The following is a 17,065-nucleotide window of genomic DNA, read 5'->3' as shown; positions in this document are numbered from 1 at the left end:
TCAGCTTGGGCCGCGAGTTTAGGGCTGAAGGCGCAGCCAGTCTTCGGCGTCCTCCAGGCGGGCAAACATTTTTATTTCAAACTGGTCGCTGATGCGCTGGTGCAAATCCTGCATCGAGAGCTGCCCGAACACGCCCGGGGCCAGCACTTGGGCAAAGTAGCGCAGGCCGGCCTGCATGATGCGCGGCGTCCAGACCTGGGCCACCCACTCGTTGGCCTCCACGAAGCGGCCCACCAGCTCGCGGTGGTCGTTGAGCAGCTTGGCGCAGGGCTCAGCCCGCAGCATGTCGATGTAGGCCAGGCCGCCGGTCTGGATGGTGGCCAGGGTTTGCACCCCCGACCACTCCGCATGAATCCAGTTATTGACCCGGTCGCGGGTGGCCGTGAGATAGATGTGGCCATCGGGCCGGCGAAAGGTGAGGGTATCAGCAGATTCCACGGGAAGGACAGTGAAAAAAGTAATGGAAACCCAAACCTCCTGCAAAATTCCAGCGGTTACATCTGCATCAGCCAGGCTTTGGCGGTGTCGATGTCGTCAAAGGTGGCCACCACTGGCTGGCCGCCCGTGAACTGCAGGGTGAGGTCGGTGGAGAGGCGGCTGTAGAGGTTGGGCGAGTATATCCAGGCGAAGTATTGCAGGCCGGCGGCGGTCATGGCCGGGAACCAGTCTTTGCCGGCCCACTCGGCGGCCTCGCTCCACATGCTGGTTACGCGGGTATTGTCGTTCAGCACTTTGTGGCAGCGCTGCACCTGCATCAACCGCAGCATTTCCTGGCCGCCGAGCTGCACGCTGGCCAGGTCCTGGTTGCCGTGCCAGTCGGCCAGAAGCCACTCATTCAGATGGTCGTAGGAAATAGTGATGTGGGGTGCTTCAAGTAAAGTTTGTAAGGACATAGCAACAGGTTGGACGGCAATTGCGCCTGCTACGTGAAGTACGTAGCAAAGGATACGCACCGGGAGCACTTTCACTTTTTCTGAACAGCCCGCACCCTTCCAAACCATATAAAAGGTTTTAGCATCGCCATAAATACGGATGCGCCGCACGGTTGCGCTTGCGTCCGTGGCCAACATCAGGCAACCCCGCCCAACCCGGAGCGCGCCCGGGGCCGTACATGGCATGCAAAGAGCTGGGCACAGGCTGTAAGGCCGGCCCCACAGCCGCGTCTACCGACGCAGCAATTCCTTTTTGGCATTCCTCTTTCGTCATCATTTTCATGAAAAGTCAATTGAAATCCTTGTTTGGCATTGGCCTGCTGGCCTTCACGTTTGCCTGCGGCTCGCAGCAGCCCGCCGATGCCCAGAACCCGCCGCGCTCCACGGCTGGCTTCGCCCCTACCAACCTGACGGGCCTGGCCGTGGCCACGTTTGCCGGCGGCTGCTTCTGGGCGCAGGAGGAGGCTTTTGAGGAGATAAAGGGCGTGAAGCAGGTGGTGAGCGGCTACGCCGGCGGCACCAAGGCCAACCCCACTTATGAGGAAGTGGCCGACAAAACCACCGGCCACACCGAAACGGTACAGATTTACTACGACCCCAAAGTCATCAGCTACCAGAAGCTGGCCGACATTTTCTTCACCGCCTCGCACGACCCCACCCAGCTGAACCGCCAGGGACCGGACGCCGGCCCGGAGTACCGCTCGGCCGCGTTCTACCGCACGCCCGAGGAAAAGAAAATTCTGGAAACGACCATTGCCAAAGTCAACGCCTCGAAGGAGTACGACAGCAAGATTGTGACCCAGGTGGTGCCGTTCCAGAAGTTCTGGCCCGCCGAGGACTACCACCAGGGCTACTACCGCCTGCACCCCGAAAGCCCCTACATCGCCCACGTATCGGCGCACAAGGTGGAGCACGTGCAAAAGCTGTTTCCCAACGACCTGAAAAACCCGTTGTAAAAACCTGTTATAGCCGCCGGCTGTTCAGTGGGCGCGCTGCCCGAAAAGCCCTGGCCCGCAATGGCTGGGGCTTTTTGGTAGCCGCTGTGCACCCGCTCCCAGCGGCCTATCTTTGAAAGTGGAAGTGGCCTGCTGGTGGTCTGCTTCGGTTGAATGCCCCGTCCGTTTATGTCTGTTGCTACCGCGCCCGCGCTGGATTTTGAGCTGCTGTTTTCGCTGCTGCCTGCGCCCCACGGCGTGCTGGCTCCCGATGGCACGGTGCTGCACCTGAACGCGGCCCTGGCCGCTCTACTGCCGGCGGGCACCGCGCCAAGCGCCCTCATCGGGCAGCCGCTGGCGGCCCTGCGCGCCGCGATTGAAACGGGCGGTGGCCTGCTGGCGGCCAGCACCGCCTGGGCTTCGGCGCTGGCCGCCGCACTGGCAGGCGTAACGCAGGTATTGATGCCCGAACCGGCAAACACGGCCCCGGCGCACGGCTATTGGCAGGCTACGCTCCAGCCCATTCCGCCGGAGCGGGCGCAGTATGTGCTGTTGCGCCTGCTGGATGTGACGCCGCAGCTGCACAGCCAGCAGGTGGCCGCGCAGGAGCAGGAACGGTTCCGGTTTCTGGCCGAAAGCCTACCACAGCTAATCTGGGCCACCAATGCGCAGGGCCAGGCCGACTATACTAACCAGCGCTTCATCGCCTACACCGGCCACGATGTGCTGCAAATGGCTCCGGCCGACAAAACGACTCTGTGGCAACAGATTATCCATCCCGACGACCTGGCCCGGATGTATGCGCAGTGGGGCGCGGCGCTGCAAAGCACGCAGCCCTTCGAGCTGGAATTCCGGATGCGTGGCGTGGATGGGGAGTACCGCTGGTTTCTCTCGCAGGTGGTGGCGCAGCGCGGGGCCGATGGGCAGGTGCAGCGCTGGTTTGGCCTGTGCACCGACGTGGATGCCCGCAACCGCGCCCAGCTTCAGGTGGGCACTCAGCAGCGCCACATGCAGCGCATCCTCGACCAGTTGCCGCTCACCGTCACGACGATGGAAGCGCCTGATTTCCGGTTCACCTTTCTCTCGGCCCGCGCCCGCCAGATGATGGGGCCGCGCGCCAGCGTGGGCGCTACCGTGGCCGAGAGCCTGCCCGAAATTGCCGAGCAGGGCTACCTGAAACTGTTGCAGCAAGTGGTGGCCACCGGCCAGCCCCTGCTGGGCCACGAGGAGCGGTCAATCCTGACCGACCCCGCCACCGGCGAGCCGCAGGAACACTACAACAACTTCGGCTACCTGCCGCTGGCCGGCGAGCCGGGAGCCGCCCCCGGCGTGCTGGCCTACAGCCTCGACGTGACGGAGCAGGTGCAGGCCCGCCAGCGCAACGAAGCCCTGCTGGCCCAGGCTCACACCGCCGACCAGCGCCTGCGCCTCGTGACGGAAAGCCTGCCGTCCATCACCTTCATCAGCGACCAGGCCGGGGAGGTGCTCTACCTCAGCCCGCAGTGGTACGCTTACACCGGCACCCGGCCGGAGGATGACCTGGCCGAGGCCTGGGTGACCTGCCTGCACCCCGACGACACCGCCCGCGTGGCCACCGAGTACGCCGCCGCGCTGGCGGCCGGCACCCCGTGGCGCTACGAATTGCGCCTACGCCGCCACGACGGCGAATTCCGCTGGTTTGTGAGCCAGGGCGTGCCCGAGCCGCTGGCTGATGCCGTGGGCCGCTCCCGACAGTGGTTCGGCTCTGACCTCGACATTCACGAGCTGCACGAGGCCCGACAGCGCCTCGAAATCAAGGACCAGCAGCTGAGCCAGATTCTGGCCCAGGCTCCGGCGTTCATTGCCACGTTTGAGGGGCCCGACCACCGCTACTCGTTTTTCAATGTCGGCTACCACGAGCTGATGAGCCCGCGCCCCCGCCTGGGCCAGCCCGTGGCCGAGGTGCAGCCCGAAGTAGCGAAGCAGGGCTTCCTGGCGTTGCTTGACCGCGTTTATCAGACCGGTGAGCCGTTCAGAGGCCACGAAATGCTCATCCGGTTGCCCGGCCACCACCCTGCCGAACCTTATACGGAGCACTACTTCGACCTGAACCTGGTGCCCCTGCGCGATGACCAGCACCAGGTGTACGGCGTGCTGAATTTTGCGCTGGAAGTAACTGAGCGCGTGCATGCCCGCCAGCGCGCCGAGACCCTGGCGGCCGAAATGAACCGCCGCAACGAGCAGGTGAGCACTATCACGACTTCGGTGCCGGTGTTCATTTTCAACTTCGACCCCAGCGGCTCCATCACCTACACCAACCCGTATTTCTACGAGTACACCGGCCTAGACCCGGCCGGCCCGGCCAATTCGGCTTGGGAATCCCTGCCGCCCGACGACCGCGCCGCCGTGAGTGCCGTGGGCCAGGCTGCTATGGCCGCCGGCCAGGCTTGGGAGGCCACCTTCCGCTGCCGCCGGCGCGATGGCGAGCTGCGCTGGTTTCAGACCAAAGCCCAGCCCTACACCGATGCCGCCGGGCACCTGGCCGGCTTCAGCGCGGCCACAGTGGAAATCCACGACCTGCACGAGCGCACCGAGGAGCTGACCCGCAGCCGCACCGACTTCGCCGCCCTGGCCGACAACATCTCCCAGCTGGCCTGGATGGCCGATGCCACGGGCCGCATTTTCTGGTATAACCAGCGCTGGTACGACTACACCGGCACGACCTTCGAAACCATGCAGGGCACGGGCTGGCAGGCCGTGTATGACCCCAACCTGATGGAGGGCATCAACGCCCACTACCTGGCCGCCATCCGGGCCGGGCAGCCCTGGGAAGACACGTTCCCGCTGCGCCGCCACGACGGCGAGTTCCGCTGGTTTCTGAGCCGCGCCCGGCCCATTCGCGACGCGGCCACCGGTGAGGTGGTGCGCTGGTTCGGCACTAATACTGATGTGACCGAGCTGCGCCGCCTGCAAACCCAGCTGGCCGAGAGCGAGGAAGAGCAACGTATTCAGGCCGAGAGCATTCCGCAGCAGGTGTGGACGGCCCGGCCCGATGGCACCGTGGATTTCTACAACCACCGCACGGCTGCCTACCTGGGCGAAGCCATGGAGAAAAACGGCGCGGCGCACTGGCTCAGCTTCGTGCACCCCGACGACCGCGCCCACATGCAGGAGCGGTGGCAGGCCGCCATTGCCAGCCAGCGCTACTACGAGGCCGAGTTCCGCCTGCGCCGCTACGATGGGCAGTACCGCTGGTTTCTGGGCCAGGCGCAGGCCCGCCGCGCACCCGGCGGCCAGATTCAGAAATGGTACGGCACCAACACCGACGTGCATCAGCAGCGCCTGCTCCAGGAGCAGGTGCTGGCCAGTCAGACCCGCTTCAAGCAACTGCTCGAAGCCCTGCCCCAGATGGCCTGGACCTCGCGCCCCGACGGCAGCGTGAACTACTACAACCAGCGCTGGTACGACTTCACGGGCAGCACCTTCGAAACCATGCGCGACTGGGGCTGGGAGCGGTTCATCCACCCCGATGACCTGGCCAACACCATGGTTCGCTGGAAGCACAGCGTGGCCACCGGCACCGATTTTGAGGCCGAGCACCGCTGGCGCGACCAGATGGGCCACTACCGCTGGTTTCTGGCCCGCGCCGAAGCCATCCGCGACAAAGACGGGGCTGTGGCCCTGTGGGTGGGGGCCAACACCGACGTGCACGACTTTAAGCAGGCGCAGGAGCAGCTCGAAGCCCAGAATGCCCGCCTCACGCGCACCAATGAGGACCTCGACAACTTCGTGTACACCGCCTCGCACGACCTCAAGCAGCCCATCAACAACATGGCGGGCATCTTTGATGAGCTCACCCGCACGGCCTATTTCCGCGACCCCGACGCCATCAAGCTCATCAGCTACTTTGAGCGCGCCCTGGCCCGGATTTATGCCACCATCGACGACCTCAGCGCCATTGTGCAGGTGCAACGCCAGCAGCAGGAGCTACCCGCAGAAGCCGTGGACCTCAGCCAGCTGGCGGGAGAAATAATGGCCAGCCTGCACGACCAGATTGAGCAGACAAAGGCAACTTTTGAGCTGGACTTTGCCACTTTCCCGGCAATTGATTTCGTGCGTCCCAACCTGCAAAGCGTCCTGTTCAACCTCATCAGCAATTCGCTGAAGTACGCCGCCCCCGGCCGGCCGCCGCGCATCCGCCTCAGCAGCACCCCCGATGCCCTCACCGGCCGCCCCACCCTCACCGTGCAGGACAACGGCCTGGGCATCGACCTCGAACGCTTCGGCCCGCAGTTGTTCCAGCTATTCCGCCGCTTCCACGCCCACGTCGACGGCACCGGCATGGGCCTCTACCTCGTCAACCGCATCGTGCAAAACCACGGCGGCCGGCTTGAGGTGAGCAGCGTGGTGGATAAGGGGACTACGTTTCAGATTTATTTGTGAGGCGCTGAACAGTTGCGGTGTTTGGATAGCGGAGTAACCAAAACGTCATGCTGAGCGAAGTCGAAGCATCTCTACCGCAGCAGTAATCCCTTTCGATAGGATTTACTTGCGCGGTAGAGATGCTTCGACTTCGCTCAGCATGACGTTCTTTTGAAATCCTAACTTCTCCTCACCACTCTCTCCCCTCCCGCCCGTGCTCCAGTCCAAACTCCCCGACGTTGGCGTCAGCATTTTCACCCAAATGACCCTGCTGGCCCAGGAAACCGGGGCCATCAACCTCGCCCAGGGCTTCCCTGACTACGACCCGCCGCAGGAGCTGCTGGAGGCACTGGCCCGCCACGCCCTCACCCCCGGCCACCACCAGTACGCCCCCATGCCCGGCCTGCCCCGGCTGCGCGAGGCCATTGGCACCCAGGTAGCCCGCCTCCACGCCGACGCGCCCGCCCCCGACCCGGCCACCGAAATCACCATCACGGCCGGAGCCACCGAGGCGCTCTATGCCGTGCTGGCCGCCGTGGTGCGCCCCGGCGATGAAGTGGTGGTATTTGAGCCGGCCTACGATTTGTACGGCCCCGCCATCCGGCTACAGGGCGGCGTGCCGCGCTACGTGCGCCTGCCCGCCCCACACTTCCGGCCCGACTGGGACGCCGTGCGCCGCGTGCTCACGGCCCGCACCCGTCTGGTGATAGTGAACACGCCCCACAACCCCAGCGGGGCCATATTCACGGCCGACGACTGGCACGAGCTGGCCCGCCTCCTGGATGGCACCGACGCGCTAGTGCTCAGCGACGAAGTGTACGAGCACCTCGTATTCGACGGCACGCCGCGCATGAGTGCCCGCCAGCACCCGGCCCTGCGTGAGCGCAGCTTCGTGCTCTCGTCCTTCGGCAAAACCTACCACGCCACCGGCTGGAAAGTGGGCTACTGCATCGCTCCGCCCACCCTCACGGCCGAAGTGCGCCGCGTGCACCAGTTCCTCACCTTCGCCGTGAGCACGCCCACCCAGCACGCCCTCGCCGACGCGCTTGAAGGTGATGCCACCGATGCCCACGCCCGCCGCCTGGCCGGCTTCTACCAACAGAAGCGCGACGAGTTCCGCGCCCTGCTCGACGGCGCGGGCTGGGACCTGCTGCCCGTGCCCGGCGGCTACTTCCAGCTGGCCCGCTACGATGCCTTGTCGCCCGCCAGCGACCTGGCCTTCGCTCAGTTTCTGGCCCGTGACAAGGGCGTGGCCGTGGTGCCCGTCTCCGCTTTTTATCATGATGGGTTCGATGATGGCCTCATCCGGTTCTGCGTCGCCAAAGAGTCGGCCACGCTGCAAGCGGCAGCGGCGCGGCTCCGCTCGTAGCCCGCGCCGGACTTTTTTTGAAGCCGATAAATTTCAACTGCCCGCTTTTTTTGAAGAAGCGGGCAGTTTTGTTTTTGACTTCCAAAAACTTGCGGCCAATTCCTGTCGAGTCATCTGGATATGGCCTTGTAAAGTCATTGCGATATCCGCAAGCTGCTCTGTTGCGAGTTGATACCTGCGACATGAAAAACCATTGTTTTGGTTTACACCCCCTTCCCAAAACAGTGGGCGAATGAAGATAAACTCATCAATATCATTTGCACCCCCTTTTCTACGGAGGGACTTCAGCAAATCTTCATACATCCCCGATTCTTGGAAAAAATCATTTTATAATATATCTATGCTCATACCATTGAAATATTGGCCCGAAGTATGGAGTTAGTATTTCACATCCTATCAAAGCCGCAAAAAATCATCTTTTAGCCGTTTACTTCATCCAATATTGCCTGCCATTCGTCGATTATTTTCCGACATTCGGCTCATTAAAACTCTTTCGCCATTCACTATTTATTACAAATTATTACCTTTCGAAATCTTGAAAGCTGAACCATAAAATATTTCAGCTTTTTTCTATTCTCCTAACACATCCCACCCGTGTCATTTGAACTAGAAATGGCGGCCCGCCTCGCAGCTGGCGCCCCCGGCGTTTCGCCCGCCCCATCCCGCGTTTCCTACGACCACGTCGTATTGCCCGGCGACTTCCCCGACCCCACCGTCACCAAAATCGGCGATACATACTGGGCCAGTGCCACCTCGGCCGAGTGGGGCGCGGTGTTCCCCATCTTCACCTCTAAGAACCTGCTGGACTGGGAGCTGGTGAGCCACGTTTTCCCCGAAAAGCTGCCCGATTGGGCTGGCTCCAATTTCTGGGCGCCCGAGTTTTACTACGAGAACGGCCGCACCTACATGTACTACACCGCCCGCAAAAAGGGCGGCATGCTGTGCGTGGCCGTGGCCAGCGCCGACCACCCCGCCGGCCCCTACACCGACCACGGCATATTGGTAGGCCAGGAAGCCGGCTCCATCGACGGCTTCGCCATGCCCGATGAGCACGGCGACCTCTACCTCATCTGGAAGGAAGACGGCAACTCCTGCCACCAGGACACGCCCATTTGGGCCCAGCGCCTGAACGATGAGCGCACCGCCCTCATCGGCGAAGCCACCGAGCTGTTTGGCAACGACGTGAAATGGGAAGGCCCGCTGGTGGAAGGCTCGGCCCTGGTGCGGCACAACGGCTGGTTCTACATGTTTTATGCCGGCAACAGCTGCTGCGGCAAGGGCTGCAACTACGCCACCGGCGTGGCGCGCTCGCGCAACCTGTTGGGCCCCTGGGAGAAGCACGAGCAAAACCCCATCCTCGACCGTAATACCACCTGGAAATGCCCCGGCCACGGCACCGTGACCGAGCTGGACGGCCGCTGGTTCCTGCTGCACCACGCCTACGCGGCCGAAAGCCACGAGTTTGTGGGCCGCCAGGGCCTCCTCAGCGAGTTTACCTGGAATGCTGACGAATGGCCCGAGTTTGTGAACCGCAGCCCCCAGGCCCCGGCCCTGGCTAACATGGCCCGCTTCAACGTGGCCGATGAGTTTGGGGGCGACCGCCTGGGCTTGGAGTGGCAGTGGCCCATTGGCCAGCAACCCGCCACGGCCGTGCGCCACGGCCAGTTGCACCTCGCCGCGCACGACTCGCGCCTCGGGGCGCTGCTGGCGCGCCGTACCCACGCCGCCACCTACAAGGCTGCCACTACCATTGATTTCGCTAAGCTGCCCATCGACACCTTCGCTGGCCTGGCGGCAGTGGGCGACCCCTACAACGCCCTGGCCCTGATGGCCGGCAACGGCCAACTCCAAATCTGGCACCTGAAAAGCGGCAAGCAGCAATGCCTGGTCACTATTTTTATCGATGCCTGCCCCACCCTCACGTTGCGCCTCGAAGTGTGGGGCGGCCAGCGCTACCGCTTCGCCTACAGCACCGACGGGGCCACCTGGCAGCCCCTACCAACCGAAAATTTTACTCTGAACGGCACCTACCTCCCGCCTTGGGACCGGGGCGTGCGCGTGGCCCTAGTGGCTCAGGGCGCAGCCGGCAGCACGGCCACGTTCAACAATTTCATCATCCGCAACCAGCGGTAAGGCTGAAACTGTTGGATAAAGAAGAACGTCATGCTGAGTGCAGTCGAAGCATCTCTACCGCAGTAGTAACCCACTCGTTTGGATTTACCATTGCGGTAGAGATGCTTCGGCTGCGCTCAGCATGACGTTCCGGGTTGAATCCATTCTAACTGCCTCCAAACAGCAACGCCCGACACTACTGTGCCGGGCGTTGCTGTTTCAAACTACCGTGTTCTAGCGGCGGTGCTTGGTCTTGCTCTTCGTTTTGGAGGGCGTGGATTTCTTGGTGGTTTTGTGAGCCGTGCTCTTTTTGGCACTGCTTTTCTTGGCTTTCGAGGAGCTGCTGTGGCTGCTTTTGCTTTTGGCTTTGCTACTCTTGCTCTTCGAAGTGCTTTTGCTGCTGTGCGCGGCCGACTTGCTCTTGCTTTTCGACTTGCTTGCCTTGCTTTTGCTGCTGCTGTGCGACGTTAATTTGTGAGCTTTCGATTTGCTGTTGCGGCTGCTATGGCGGGCGGCGCGGCGGGCTTCGGCCCGGGCCTCGGCGCGTGCTTCGGCTCTGGCCTCGGCGCGGGCTTCTTCGCGGCGGGCGGCGGCGCGACGGGCGGCACGGGCTTCGGCATGGCTGGCCTCGTAGCTGCGGGCGGTGCGGGCCGAGGTGTTAACGGCTTCGTCGGTGGCCTCGGCGTAGTGGGCGGTGGCGTCGGTTTCGGGGGCGGCGGTGTTGTCTTCGGTGCTGGCTTTGGGGGCTTCGGCTACGATTTTCTTGCGACGCACCGGCATCAGAAAATCACGCTCGGCGCGCTCGCGGAGGCTGAGGTTTTCCTCGCCCGGCAGCTTCGTTACGGGTGTTTGTTTCTCATTTTGGGCTTGAGCACTGCCCCAGGTGAGCAGCAGCAAAAGGAAGACAAATAGGTGCTTCATAGACGAATAAAGAAATAACAACGGAAGACAAAGCTACACAGCACCCCGGTTAAATGCAAGGCAAAAGTGGTTTTAAACGCTGTCGGAGCCATTTCAGCCGCCTAAGGGCCTATTTTGCCCGCTCGGCGGCTACGGAGCCACCCGCAGCCGCACGCCGGCCGACTGCGCTCCAAATTCGGGAGCATACAAACACTGTACCTGGCTCAGCCCGCCCGAAAAATCGCCGGCCTGGCTGGCGCGCAGCCGGTACTCGAACACGTGCGTACCACGCGGCACTTCGCTCAGGAAAAAGTTGGTGGCCGCGTCGCGGGGCGACTCATAGTAGCCCAGGCCATTCTGGTAGCGGTAGCCGCTGGTCTGGCCGATAGGCTCCAGGCCGGCGGCGCGCTGGTCTTTGAGGTGCACGTATTCGAGGGCGCGGTCGGTGCGGAGCACGAGGCGCACCACCAACGCATCGCCGATTTTGAGGGGCGAGGTGGGCGTGAGCTTTTCAAGCACTGGGCCGCCGGCGGTGCGGGTTTCGCGGTAGAGCTGGCGCTCCAGGCTGAGCGGCGTGACGGCGGGTGTCACCTTGTCGATATCCTCGAAATACTGCCAGTAGAGTGCGCCCCAGGCCACGCCCGCGTCGGGCTTGGTGATGGTGACTTTGCCCTGGGCGGGCTGCACCTCGGCGGCGGGCCAGCTGGTTTTGAAGTAGCCGGTGCCGGCCTGGGCGGCTTCGGGTTTGATGGCCTGGCCGCCCACCGTGATTTGCAGGGGCTGGGTGGGCGCGAGCCAGTCGGTGCCGCGCAGCAGCAGGGCGTAGCAGGCATCGGCGGTGGCGCGGGTGCTTTCCCAGCTGTGGGTCTGCTTTTGCTTCAGCAGCCAAAGCTTCATTTCATCGACGGATTTCTGGTCGATTTTCACTTCATCGAAGGCTTCGATGAGCGTGGCCTGTGTTTCGGTGGGGGCTTCGCGCCAGTAGTAGCCGCCGCGCACTTCCTTCCAGTACATGCCCAGTTCGGGCGAATGCAGGGCGTTTTCGGCGAGGGCACGCAGAATCTCAGCGGCGGCCGGGGCTTTGGCATCCTGGCGGAACAGGGCCAGCGCCAGTTGCGCTTGCAGGTAGCGCGTTTGCGCGGGCCAGAATTTAGCGGCCTGCTCGCGGTAGTAGGTTGTGGCTTTTGCAGCGGTGGTTTCGGCCGGCTGGGGCCAGAAGCTGCGGGCGTAGAGGGCCTGGATTTGCTGGTCACCGAGGTGGTTTTCGGCCAGCTTCACGTTTTTCTGGCGGCGCAGGTCGGCGTAGTCTTTGGCGAGGCTGGCATCGAGGTAGCGCAGGGCATTTTGCAGGATGTCGCGGCCCACGGCATCTTTCCCGGCATCAAACGCGCCCAGCTTGTGCAGCTTGCCGAAGCCGGCCACGATGAGCTGGGTGATGTACCGGTCCTCCGGCATTTTATCGAACCACGGGAAGGCCCCGCCGGGCAGCTGCATGCGCTGAAGCTTGAGCAGGGCGCGGGCGGTTTCGCCCTTGAGGCGGGTTTCGTCGAACAGTTCCGTGAGGCGGGCCAGGCGGGCGGTTTCGCCCTGCGCGTCGCGCACCCAAGGCGTTTCCTGGAGCAGCAGGTTTTTTAGCTCCTGGTTCTGGGCCAGCTTGCTTTCGAGGGCGTTTTTCTGGGGAGCGGTGCCGCTCTGCGCCTGCCGCGTCCACTCGGTCAGGATGGTTTTGAAGCGCGGGTTCGACTTGAGAATCTGGGCCGCGATGAGGTTGGCGTAGAGGCGGCTGAATACCTGCTCCGAGCACTCGTAGGGGTACTCTATGAGGTAGGGCAGGCTCTGCACGGCGTACCAGGCGGGGTTAGCTGTCATTTCCAGCGTGAGCGAGTAGTTGCGGCGCGTGGGACTGATGGTGCTGGCGAGCTTCTTCAGCTCAAATTCCCGCGTGCCGGGGCCGACGATGGGCAGCGGTAGGCTCTCGGTAATGAGAATGCGGTTGGGGAGGACAGGGAGGGTGTTTTCCTCACCATCGGAATAGTCAGAGCCATCTACGCGGAGCACGGAAGCTGCTTTGGTTTTCTTCCGAGCTTTCTTATTTTCTTCCGGCGCGTTTCCAGCGGATGAATAAGCTTCTGCTACTACTTTATACGTCACGGCGGCTGGCGCGAAATCATTAGGTAGGCTAATCTCCCAGCCCAGCGCCACGCTCTGGTGCGCGGCGGCCGACACGGCTTGCTGCGCCGGGCCTTTCAAGAGCTTGCTGGTAATATCCTGGCCCGTCGCGGCATCGAGCAGGGACAATTGCGCAGTGCCGCTGGTAGCGTGGTCGGTCAGGTTCGAGAACTTGGCGGGAAAGGTGAAAGTGTCGCCCTGCCGCAGGAAGCGCGGCGCGTTGGGCGTAATCTGGATTTCCTTTTGCGTCACGAGCTGGCGGGCGAGCTGGCCGCTGTGCAGGCTTTTGTCGTGGGCCAGAGCCAGCAGCTGCCAGCGCGTCACGGCCTCGGGCATCTGGAATTCGAGCACGAGGTCGCCGTTTTTGTCGGTGCGCAGGGCCGGCTGCCAGAAGGCCGTTTCGCGGAAATCGGTGCGGGTGGGCACTGTGGAGAGGTCGGGGGCGGCTCTTGGCACATCAATATCTCCCCGAGTCATTGGCGGGGGCGGTGCCATTGTTGCCGAAGCCATTGGTGCCGGGGCGACCATAGTTCGGTCTGCCACCACTACTTCGGAAAGTTGAGCGCCCTGTTTTTGATTGCTCATCCGCAGTACGGTCCTGCCTCCCGGCCTTCCATAACCAACGATAATTGAGCCGTGAAGCACATCCCAGGTGTTCAATTCCGGGTAGGCTAATGCGGTTGGCTCCATATCAGCATCAGTCGCGGCGTAGGAAGTCGAATTCACCTCCCCAAAATTTCCCTGCCACCCAAACCGCGCCGGGTAATACCCCGCGCCAAATTCCAGCCCCATAAAACTATGCGGGCGGAAAATATCCAGGCTCTGGTCGTATAGCGTAGCCAGCAATTCGGCATCAGCCGCTTTGCCGTTGGCCTGATGGATGGTGACGCGCCAAGTTTCCTTCTGGCCGGGCTGGAGCCGGTCGCGGAACGTGGCGATGGACAGCTGGAGTGGCTGCGGCTTCTCGGCCACTTGCACGGTGGCATCGTGGCGGTAGAGGCGGTTGTCGCGCACCTGCGTGGTGTGGATGTAGAGCGGGCCGACGGCCGTGGCCGCGCCGCTTTCGATGCTTAGGCGGCGCTGTTCCCCAGCTTTCAGCGTGAGCCATTCCTGGCGCAACAGCTTGCCTTCGCGCTCCACCTCCAGCAGAATGCGCGCTCCGGATTCGCTGCTGCCCAGCAGAATTTCCGTGGATTGGCCGGGGGCCACGGTATCGGCCAGGGCCACAAACCAATCGGGCGTGGCAAAGGGCACGGTGGCGGCCTGCGAGTCGTAGAGCATGAAATCGAGCTTCGCTTTGGCCGAATCAGTTCCGGCGGCGCGGGCTTCGAGGCGGTAGCGGCCGGTGGGCAGCTGGGCGAGGGTAGCTTTCAGGTCCAGCGTGGGGCTGGCTTTGGTGTCGAAGGGCAGGGTTTTTACCAGCTCCGCGGGGGCTTCGTTTTCCTCCGCTTCGGGAGCCGGGCCGGGCACGCCGGGCGGGTTCGGCCGGAAGCGGCGGGCCAGCAGGCGCAACGTGCCGGCGGCGGGCAGCGGCTCGCCGGTAGCGTTGGTGCTAAGCAGTTTGATGGCGGACAGATGTTGCTTATCCAGCTCATTGGGGCCGGTGAGCTGCAAACTGAGCGGGTTGCGGCCGATGGGCAGGCTGCGGGTGCCGGTGCGGGTTTCGCCGGCCGCATCGGTCACGTCGGCGGTTATCTCGAACAGGTAGCCCGGCTCCCAGCGGCGGCCCGCCGGCTTGGGCACCAGCGGCGGCGTGAACGTGAGGCTGAACCGGCCCTCGGCATCGGTGGTAGTGGTGCCGTGAGCAATTTCCTGGCTGCCCTGCCCCCGGCCCGGCGCGTAGATGCCGCGCCCGCCAAAGCCATAATCAAACAGCGGAAACAGCTCACGACGCGTCACGCGGTAGCGCACCGCCGCGCCGTCGGTGGCCTGCCCGGCGTAGGCCCGGGCGCGGCCATTGATGGTGAGCGGCTGGCCCAGCTGCGGCCGGCCCGGCACCGAGTCGATGCTGACCAAAAAGGTGGGCCGCTTGTAGTCCTCCACCGCGAAGCTGAGGCTGCCGTGGTCGGTTTGCAGGCTCATTTCGCCATTGAGCAGGCCCGTAGGCAGCACCACCGAGCCGTTGAACGAGCCGAAATCGGAAGTCGTGAAGGGCAGCGTCTGCACGGTCTGGCCGTTCACGTCTACCAGCCGCACGCTCACCGCCTGGCCAGTCACGAGGCTGGTTTTGGCGCGCAGGGTTTCGGTCAGAATGCCTTTGAAATACAGTATCTGGCCGGGCCGGTAAATGGCGCGGTCGGAGAACAGGAAGGTGCGGCGCTGGGCTTGCTCCAAGGTGGGCCTGTCTGGATAATAGCTATTCCGATAGTCTACCTTCAGCGTATCAATCCCTTTCCAAACCTGCAAGGCCACCAGCCGCTCATGGGTTTCAGCGGGGTTGGGCGCGGGCAGCTCTGCTTCGCCCGATGCAGCAGTGACGACCACATCGCCCAGGCGGGAGACCTGCTTTCTAGTCTTCTGGTCGTACCGGTCATAAATCGCCCGGGTCTGCACATTGGCCAGTGGCATTCCACTCTGCCGGTGCAAAAGCAGCAGCTTTGCGGCCGACTCAGCCGGGTCGCCCCTGCTTACCAAACTCAACTCACTAGCTCCTAAGAATCCGTAGCTCGTCACCGCACCCGGCCGCTGCTCCGTCGGTTTCGCCGCCTGGTTGCTGATGATGACCAGATAATACCCGATGGGCAGCGCCGCCCCCGCCGCCCCAAACTTCTGCTCCTTGTAATCCTGCGGATGCGGGGGTACCGGCACCGCCCAGGCCGCCGCCGGCGCGGCCCGCAAGGCACGGGCGTAGCGCTGGGCCACGGTGCGGTTCTTCTCGTCGTACTGCCCCGACTTCTCCCATTCGCTCAGCGAAATCCGATACGCCCAGGCGTGCAGCTCAGTCACGTTGCGGGCCGTCAGGTCCAGTCGCCAGGGCTGGTTGGGCACCACGATATCGACCGCCGAAAACGTCAGCTCCGGCTGCTCAATCTGCGCCCGCAGCTGCCGCGCCCGCGCCGCGCCGCGCGATTTCGGAAACCGCGCCTCGGCCTCCCGCGCCAGGCCCACGGCGGCCACGTTGTTGCCGGCCTCACGCACCGCCTCGGCCCGCCGGGCCATAAATTCTGTGCTGATGGGCAGCGCCTTGTACGTCTCGGCCATTCGCACTAAAGCCGGCTCGTACTGCGCCGCCAAATCGGTATTCTGAATGAGCGAATGCAGGTAATCAATCCGGTTCAAATCCACATCGGCCAGCGCGGCCACATTCTGCGGCACCAGCTGCTGGCGCGAAGCCGTGAGGCGCTGCAACAGGTGCAGCGCGTGCAGCTGGCCGTTCAGCGAGTCGGCATCCGGGGCCAGCAGCCGTAGCGCGGCAAACTCGGCCGCAGTTCCAAACAGTTTGGGGTCCGTGAGCTGGAATTGCTGCTCGGGTCGGGTCACGTACAGCTCCTGATTTTTCAGGCCTTCGATGGCGCGCTGGGCCAGCAGGTCGTACAGCGTGGGACGCAGAGCGCGGCCCTCGGCATCGCCGCCAGTGGCCAGGTCGCCGAGGTCGGCCAGGGTGGTTTTCAGTTGTTTTTGCGGCTCATCTTCTACCGATTGGTAGTAGTGCCGCACGATAGCCGCGCCCAGCCGGCCCATGTCCCAGGTGGCGAGGCCGGTGCCGCCGTCGGCGGTTTGCTGGTCGTCGGTGGTGGGGGTGGCCCCCGCCGTGCTCTGGTAGAGGCGGTAGCGGTTCTGGTTGAGGTAGTTGGTATACTGCTCGGCCAGTAGCGAGTGCAGGATGGGCCGGGCCGGGAAGGCGGCCGTTTTCACATCAGCTTCCAGCAAGGCAATTGCTTTTTCATCAGCATCCTCCTGCTTGGCTTGCAGCAGACGGATTTTATAGAGCAGCGCCCGCACGTAGGCGGCACTGTTGTTTTCCTTTTTGGCCTGCTGATAAATGGCCTCTACCAGCGGCGCAGCCGTGGCGGTCTGGTCCTTTTTCAGCAGCGCGTCAATCTTCTTCCAGCGGGCGGCGTAGGGGCCGGGCGGCGGGCTGGGAGCAGCAGAGTCGGCACTGAAAATCATGGTCAGGAGCAGGCAGGCAAACAGGAACAAACGCATAGGCGGGGCGGGCACAAGCAAAGGTTGGAGCCATAAAGATGCCCGCCCCGGCTTTATTGCACAGAGCGGGCCATTTTTTAGCCTGCCGTAGCGCGAACTTT

9 protein-coding genes are annotated in these 17,065 nt (G+C 63.3%); 4 read left to right on the top strand and 5 right to left on the bottom strand.

The window, feature by feature from the left end; all coding sequences use genetic code 11:
- Positions 1-18: 18 nt before the first annotated feature.
- Together AAFH49_RS12565 and AAFH49_RS12560 are read right to left on the bottom strand one after the other, a co-directional pair.
- Positions 19-438, bottom strand: coding sequence for a hypothetical protein (locus AAFH49_RS12565; RefSeq protein ID WP_342298558.1), 420 nt, complete (start codon positions 436-438; stop codon positions 19-21).
- A 56-nt stretch (positions 439-494) separates the two neighbouring features.
- A complete protein-coding gene (locus AAFH49_RS12560) occupies positions 495-893 on the bottom strand; it encodes a hypothetical protein (protein ID WP_342298556.1) in 399 nt (132 codons plus the stop codon).
- A 320-nt stretch (positions 894-1,213) separates the two neighbouring features.
- On the opposite strand from AAFH49_RS12560, the gene msrA reads away from it, so the two are divergent.
- The 3 genes from msrA (at position 1,214) to AAFH49_RS12545 (ending at position 7,637) form a co-directional block, all read left to right on the top strand.
- Positions 1,214-1,888 carry a peptide-methionine (S)-S-oxide reductase MsrA gene (msrA, locus tag AAFH49_RS12555; RefSeq protein WP_342298554.1) on the top strand — a complete coding sequence of 225 codons (675 nt, stop codon included), beginning with the start codon at positions 1,214-1,216 and terminating at the stop codon, positions 1,886-1,888.
- Between the two features lie 168 nt (positions 1,889-2,056).
- Positions 2,057-6,289: a PAS domain-containing sensor histidine kinase gene (locus tag AAFH49_RS12550; protein WP_342298552.1), complete on the top strand. Its 4,233-nt coding sequence runs from the start codon at positions 2,057-2,059 to the stop codon at positions 6,287-6,289.
- Positions 6,290-6,482: 193 nt separating this feature from the next.
- Positions 6,483-7,637 (top strand): methionine aminotransferase, encoded by a 1,155-nt coding sequence (locus AAFH49_RS12545; RefSeq protein ID WP_342298550.1) that lies wholly within the window; start codon positions 6,483-6,485, stop codon positions 7,635-7,637.
- 33 nt (positions 7,638-7,670) lie between these two features.
- Here the strand turns inward: AAFH49_RS12545 and AAFH49_RS12540 are convergent, their stop codons facing one another.
- A complete protein-coding gene (locus tag AAFH49_RS12540) occupies positions 7,671-7,940 on the bottom strand; it encodes a hypothetical protein (RefSeq protein WP_342298549.1) in 270 nt (89 codons plus the stop codon).
- Between the two features lie 291 nt (positions 7,941-8,231).
- Here AAFH49_RS12540 and AAFH49_RS12535 point away from each other — a divergent pair, with 291 nt between their 5' ends.
- Positions 8,232-9,770, top strand: a complete 1,539-nt coding sequence (locus AAFH49_RS12535) for a family 43 glycosylhydrolase (protein ID WP_342298547.1) — start codon at positions 8,232-8,234, stop codon at positions 9,768-9,770.
- A gap of 213 nt (positions 9,771-9,983) precedes the next feature.
- Here the strand turns inward: AAFH49_RS12535 and AAFH49_RS12530 are convergent, their stop codons facing one another.
- Both AAFH49_RS12530 and AAFH49_RS12525 read right to left on the bottom strand, forming a co-directional pair.
- Positions 9,984-10,670 carry a hypothetical protein gene (locus AAFH49_RS12530; protein ID WP_342298545.1) on the bottom strand — a complete coding sequence of 229 codons (687 nt, stop codon included), beginning with the start codon at positions 10,668-10,670 and terminating at the stop codon, positions 9,984-9,986.
- 129 nt (positions 10,671-10,799) lie between these two features.
- Complete coding sequence (locus AAFH49_RS12525) at positions 10,800-16,964, bottom strand: alpha-2-macroglobulin family protein (RefSeq protein ID WP_342298544.1); 6,165 nt, start codon at positions 16,962-16,964, stop codon at positions 10,800-10,802.
- Positions 16,965-17,065 lie beyond the last annotated feature (101 nt).

The organism is Hymenobacter segetis, from assembly GCF_038448715.1.
GTDB classification, from domain to species: domain Bacteria; phylum Bacteroidota; class Bacteroidia; order Cytophagales; family Hymenobacteraceae; genus Hymenobacter; species Hymenobacter segetis.
Note: the sequence above shows the minus strand (reverse complement) of the source record. Positions and strands in the feature narration are given on the sequence as shown.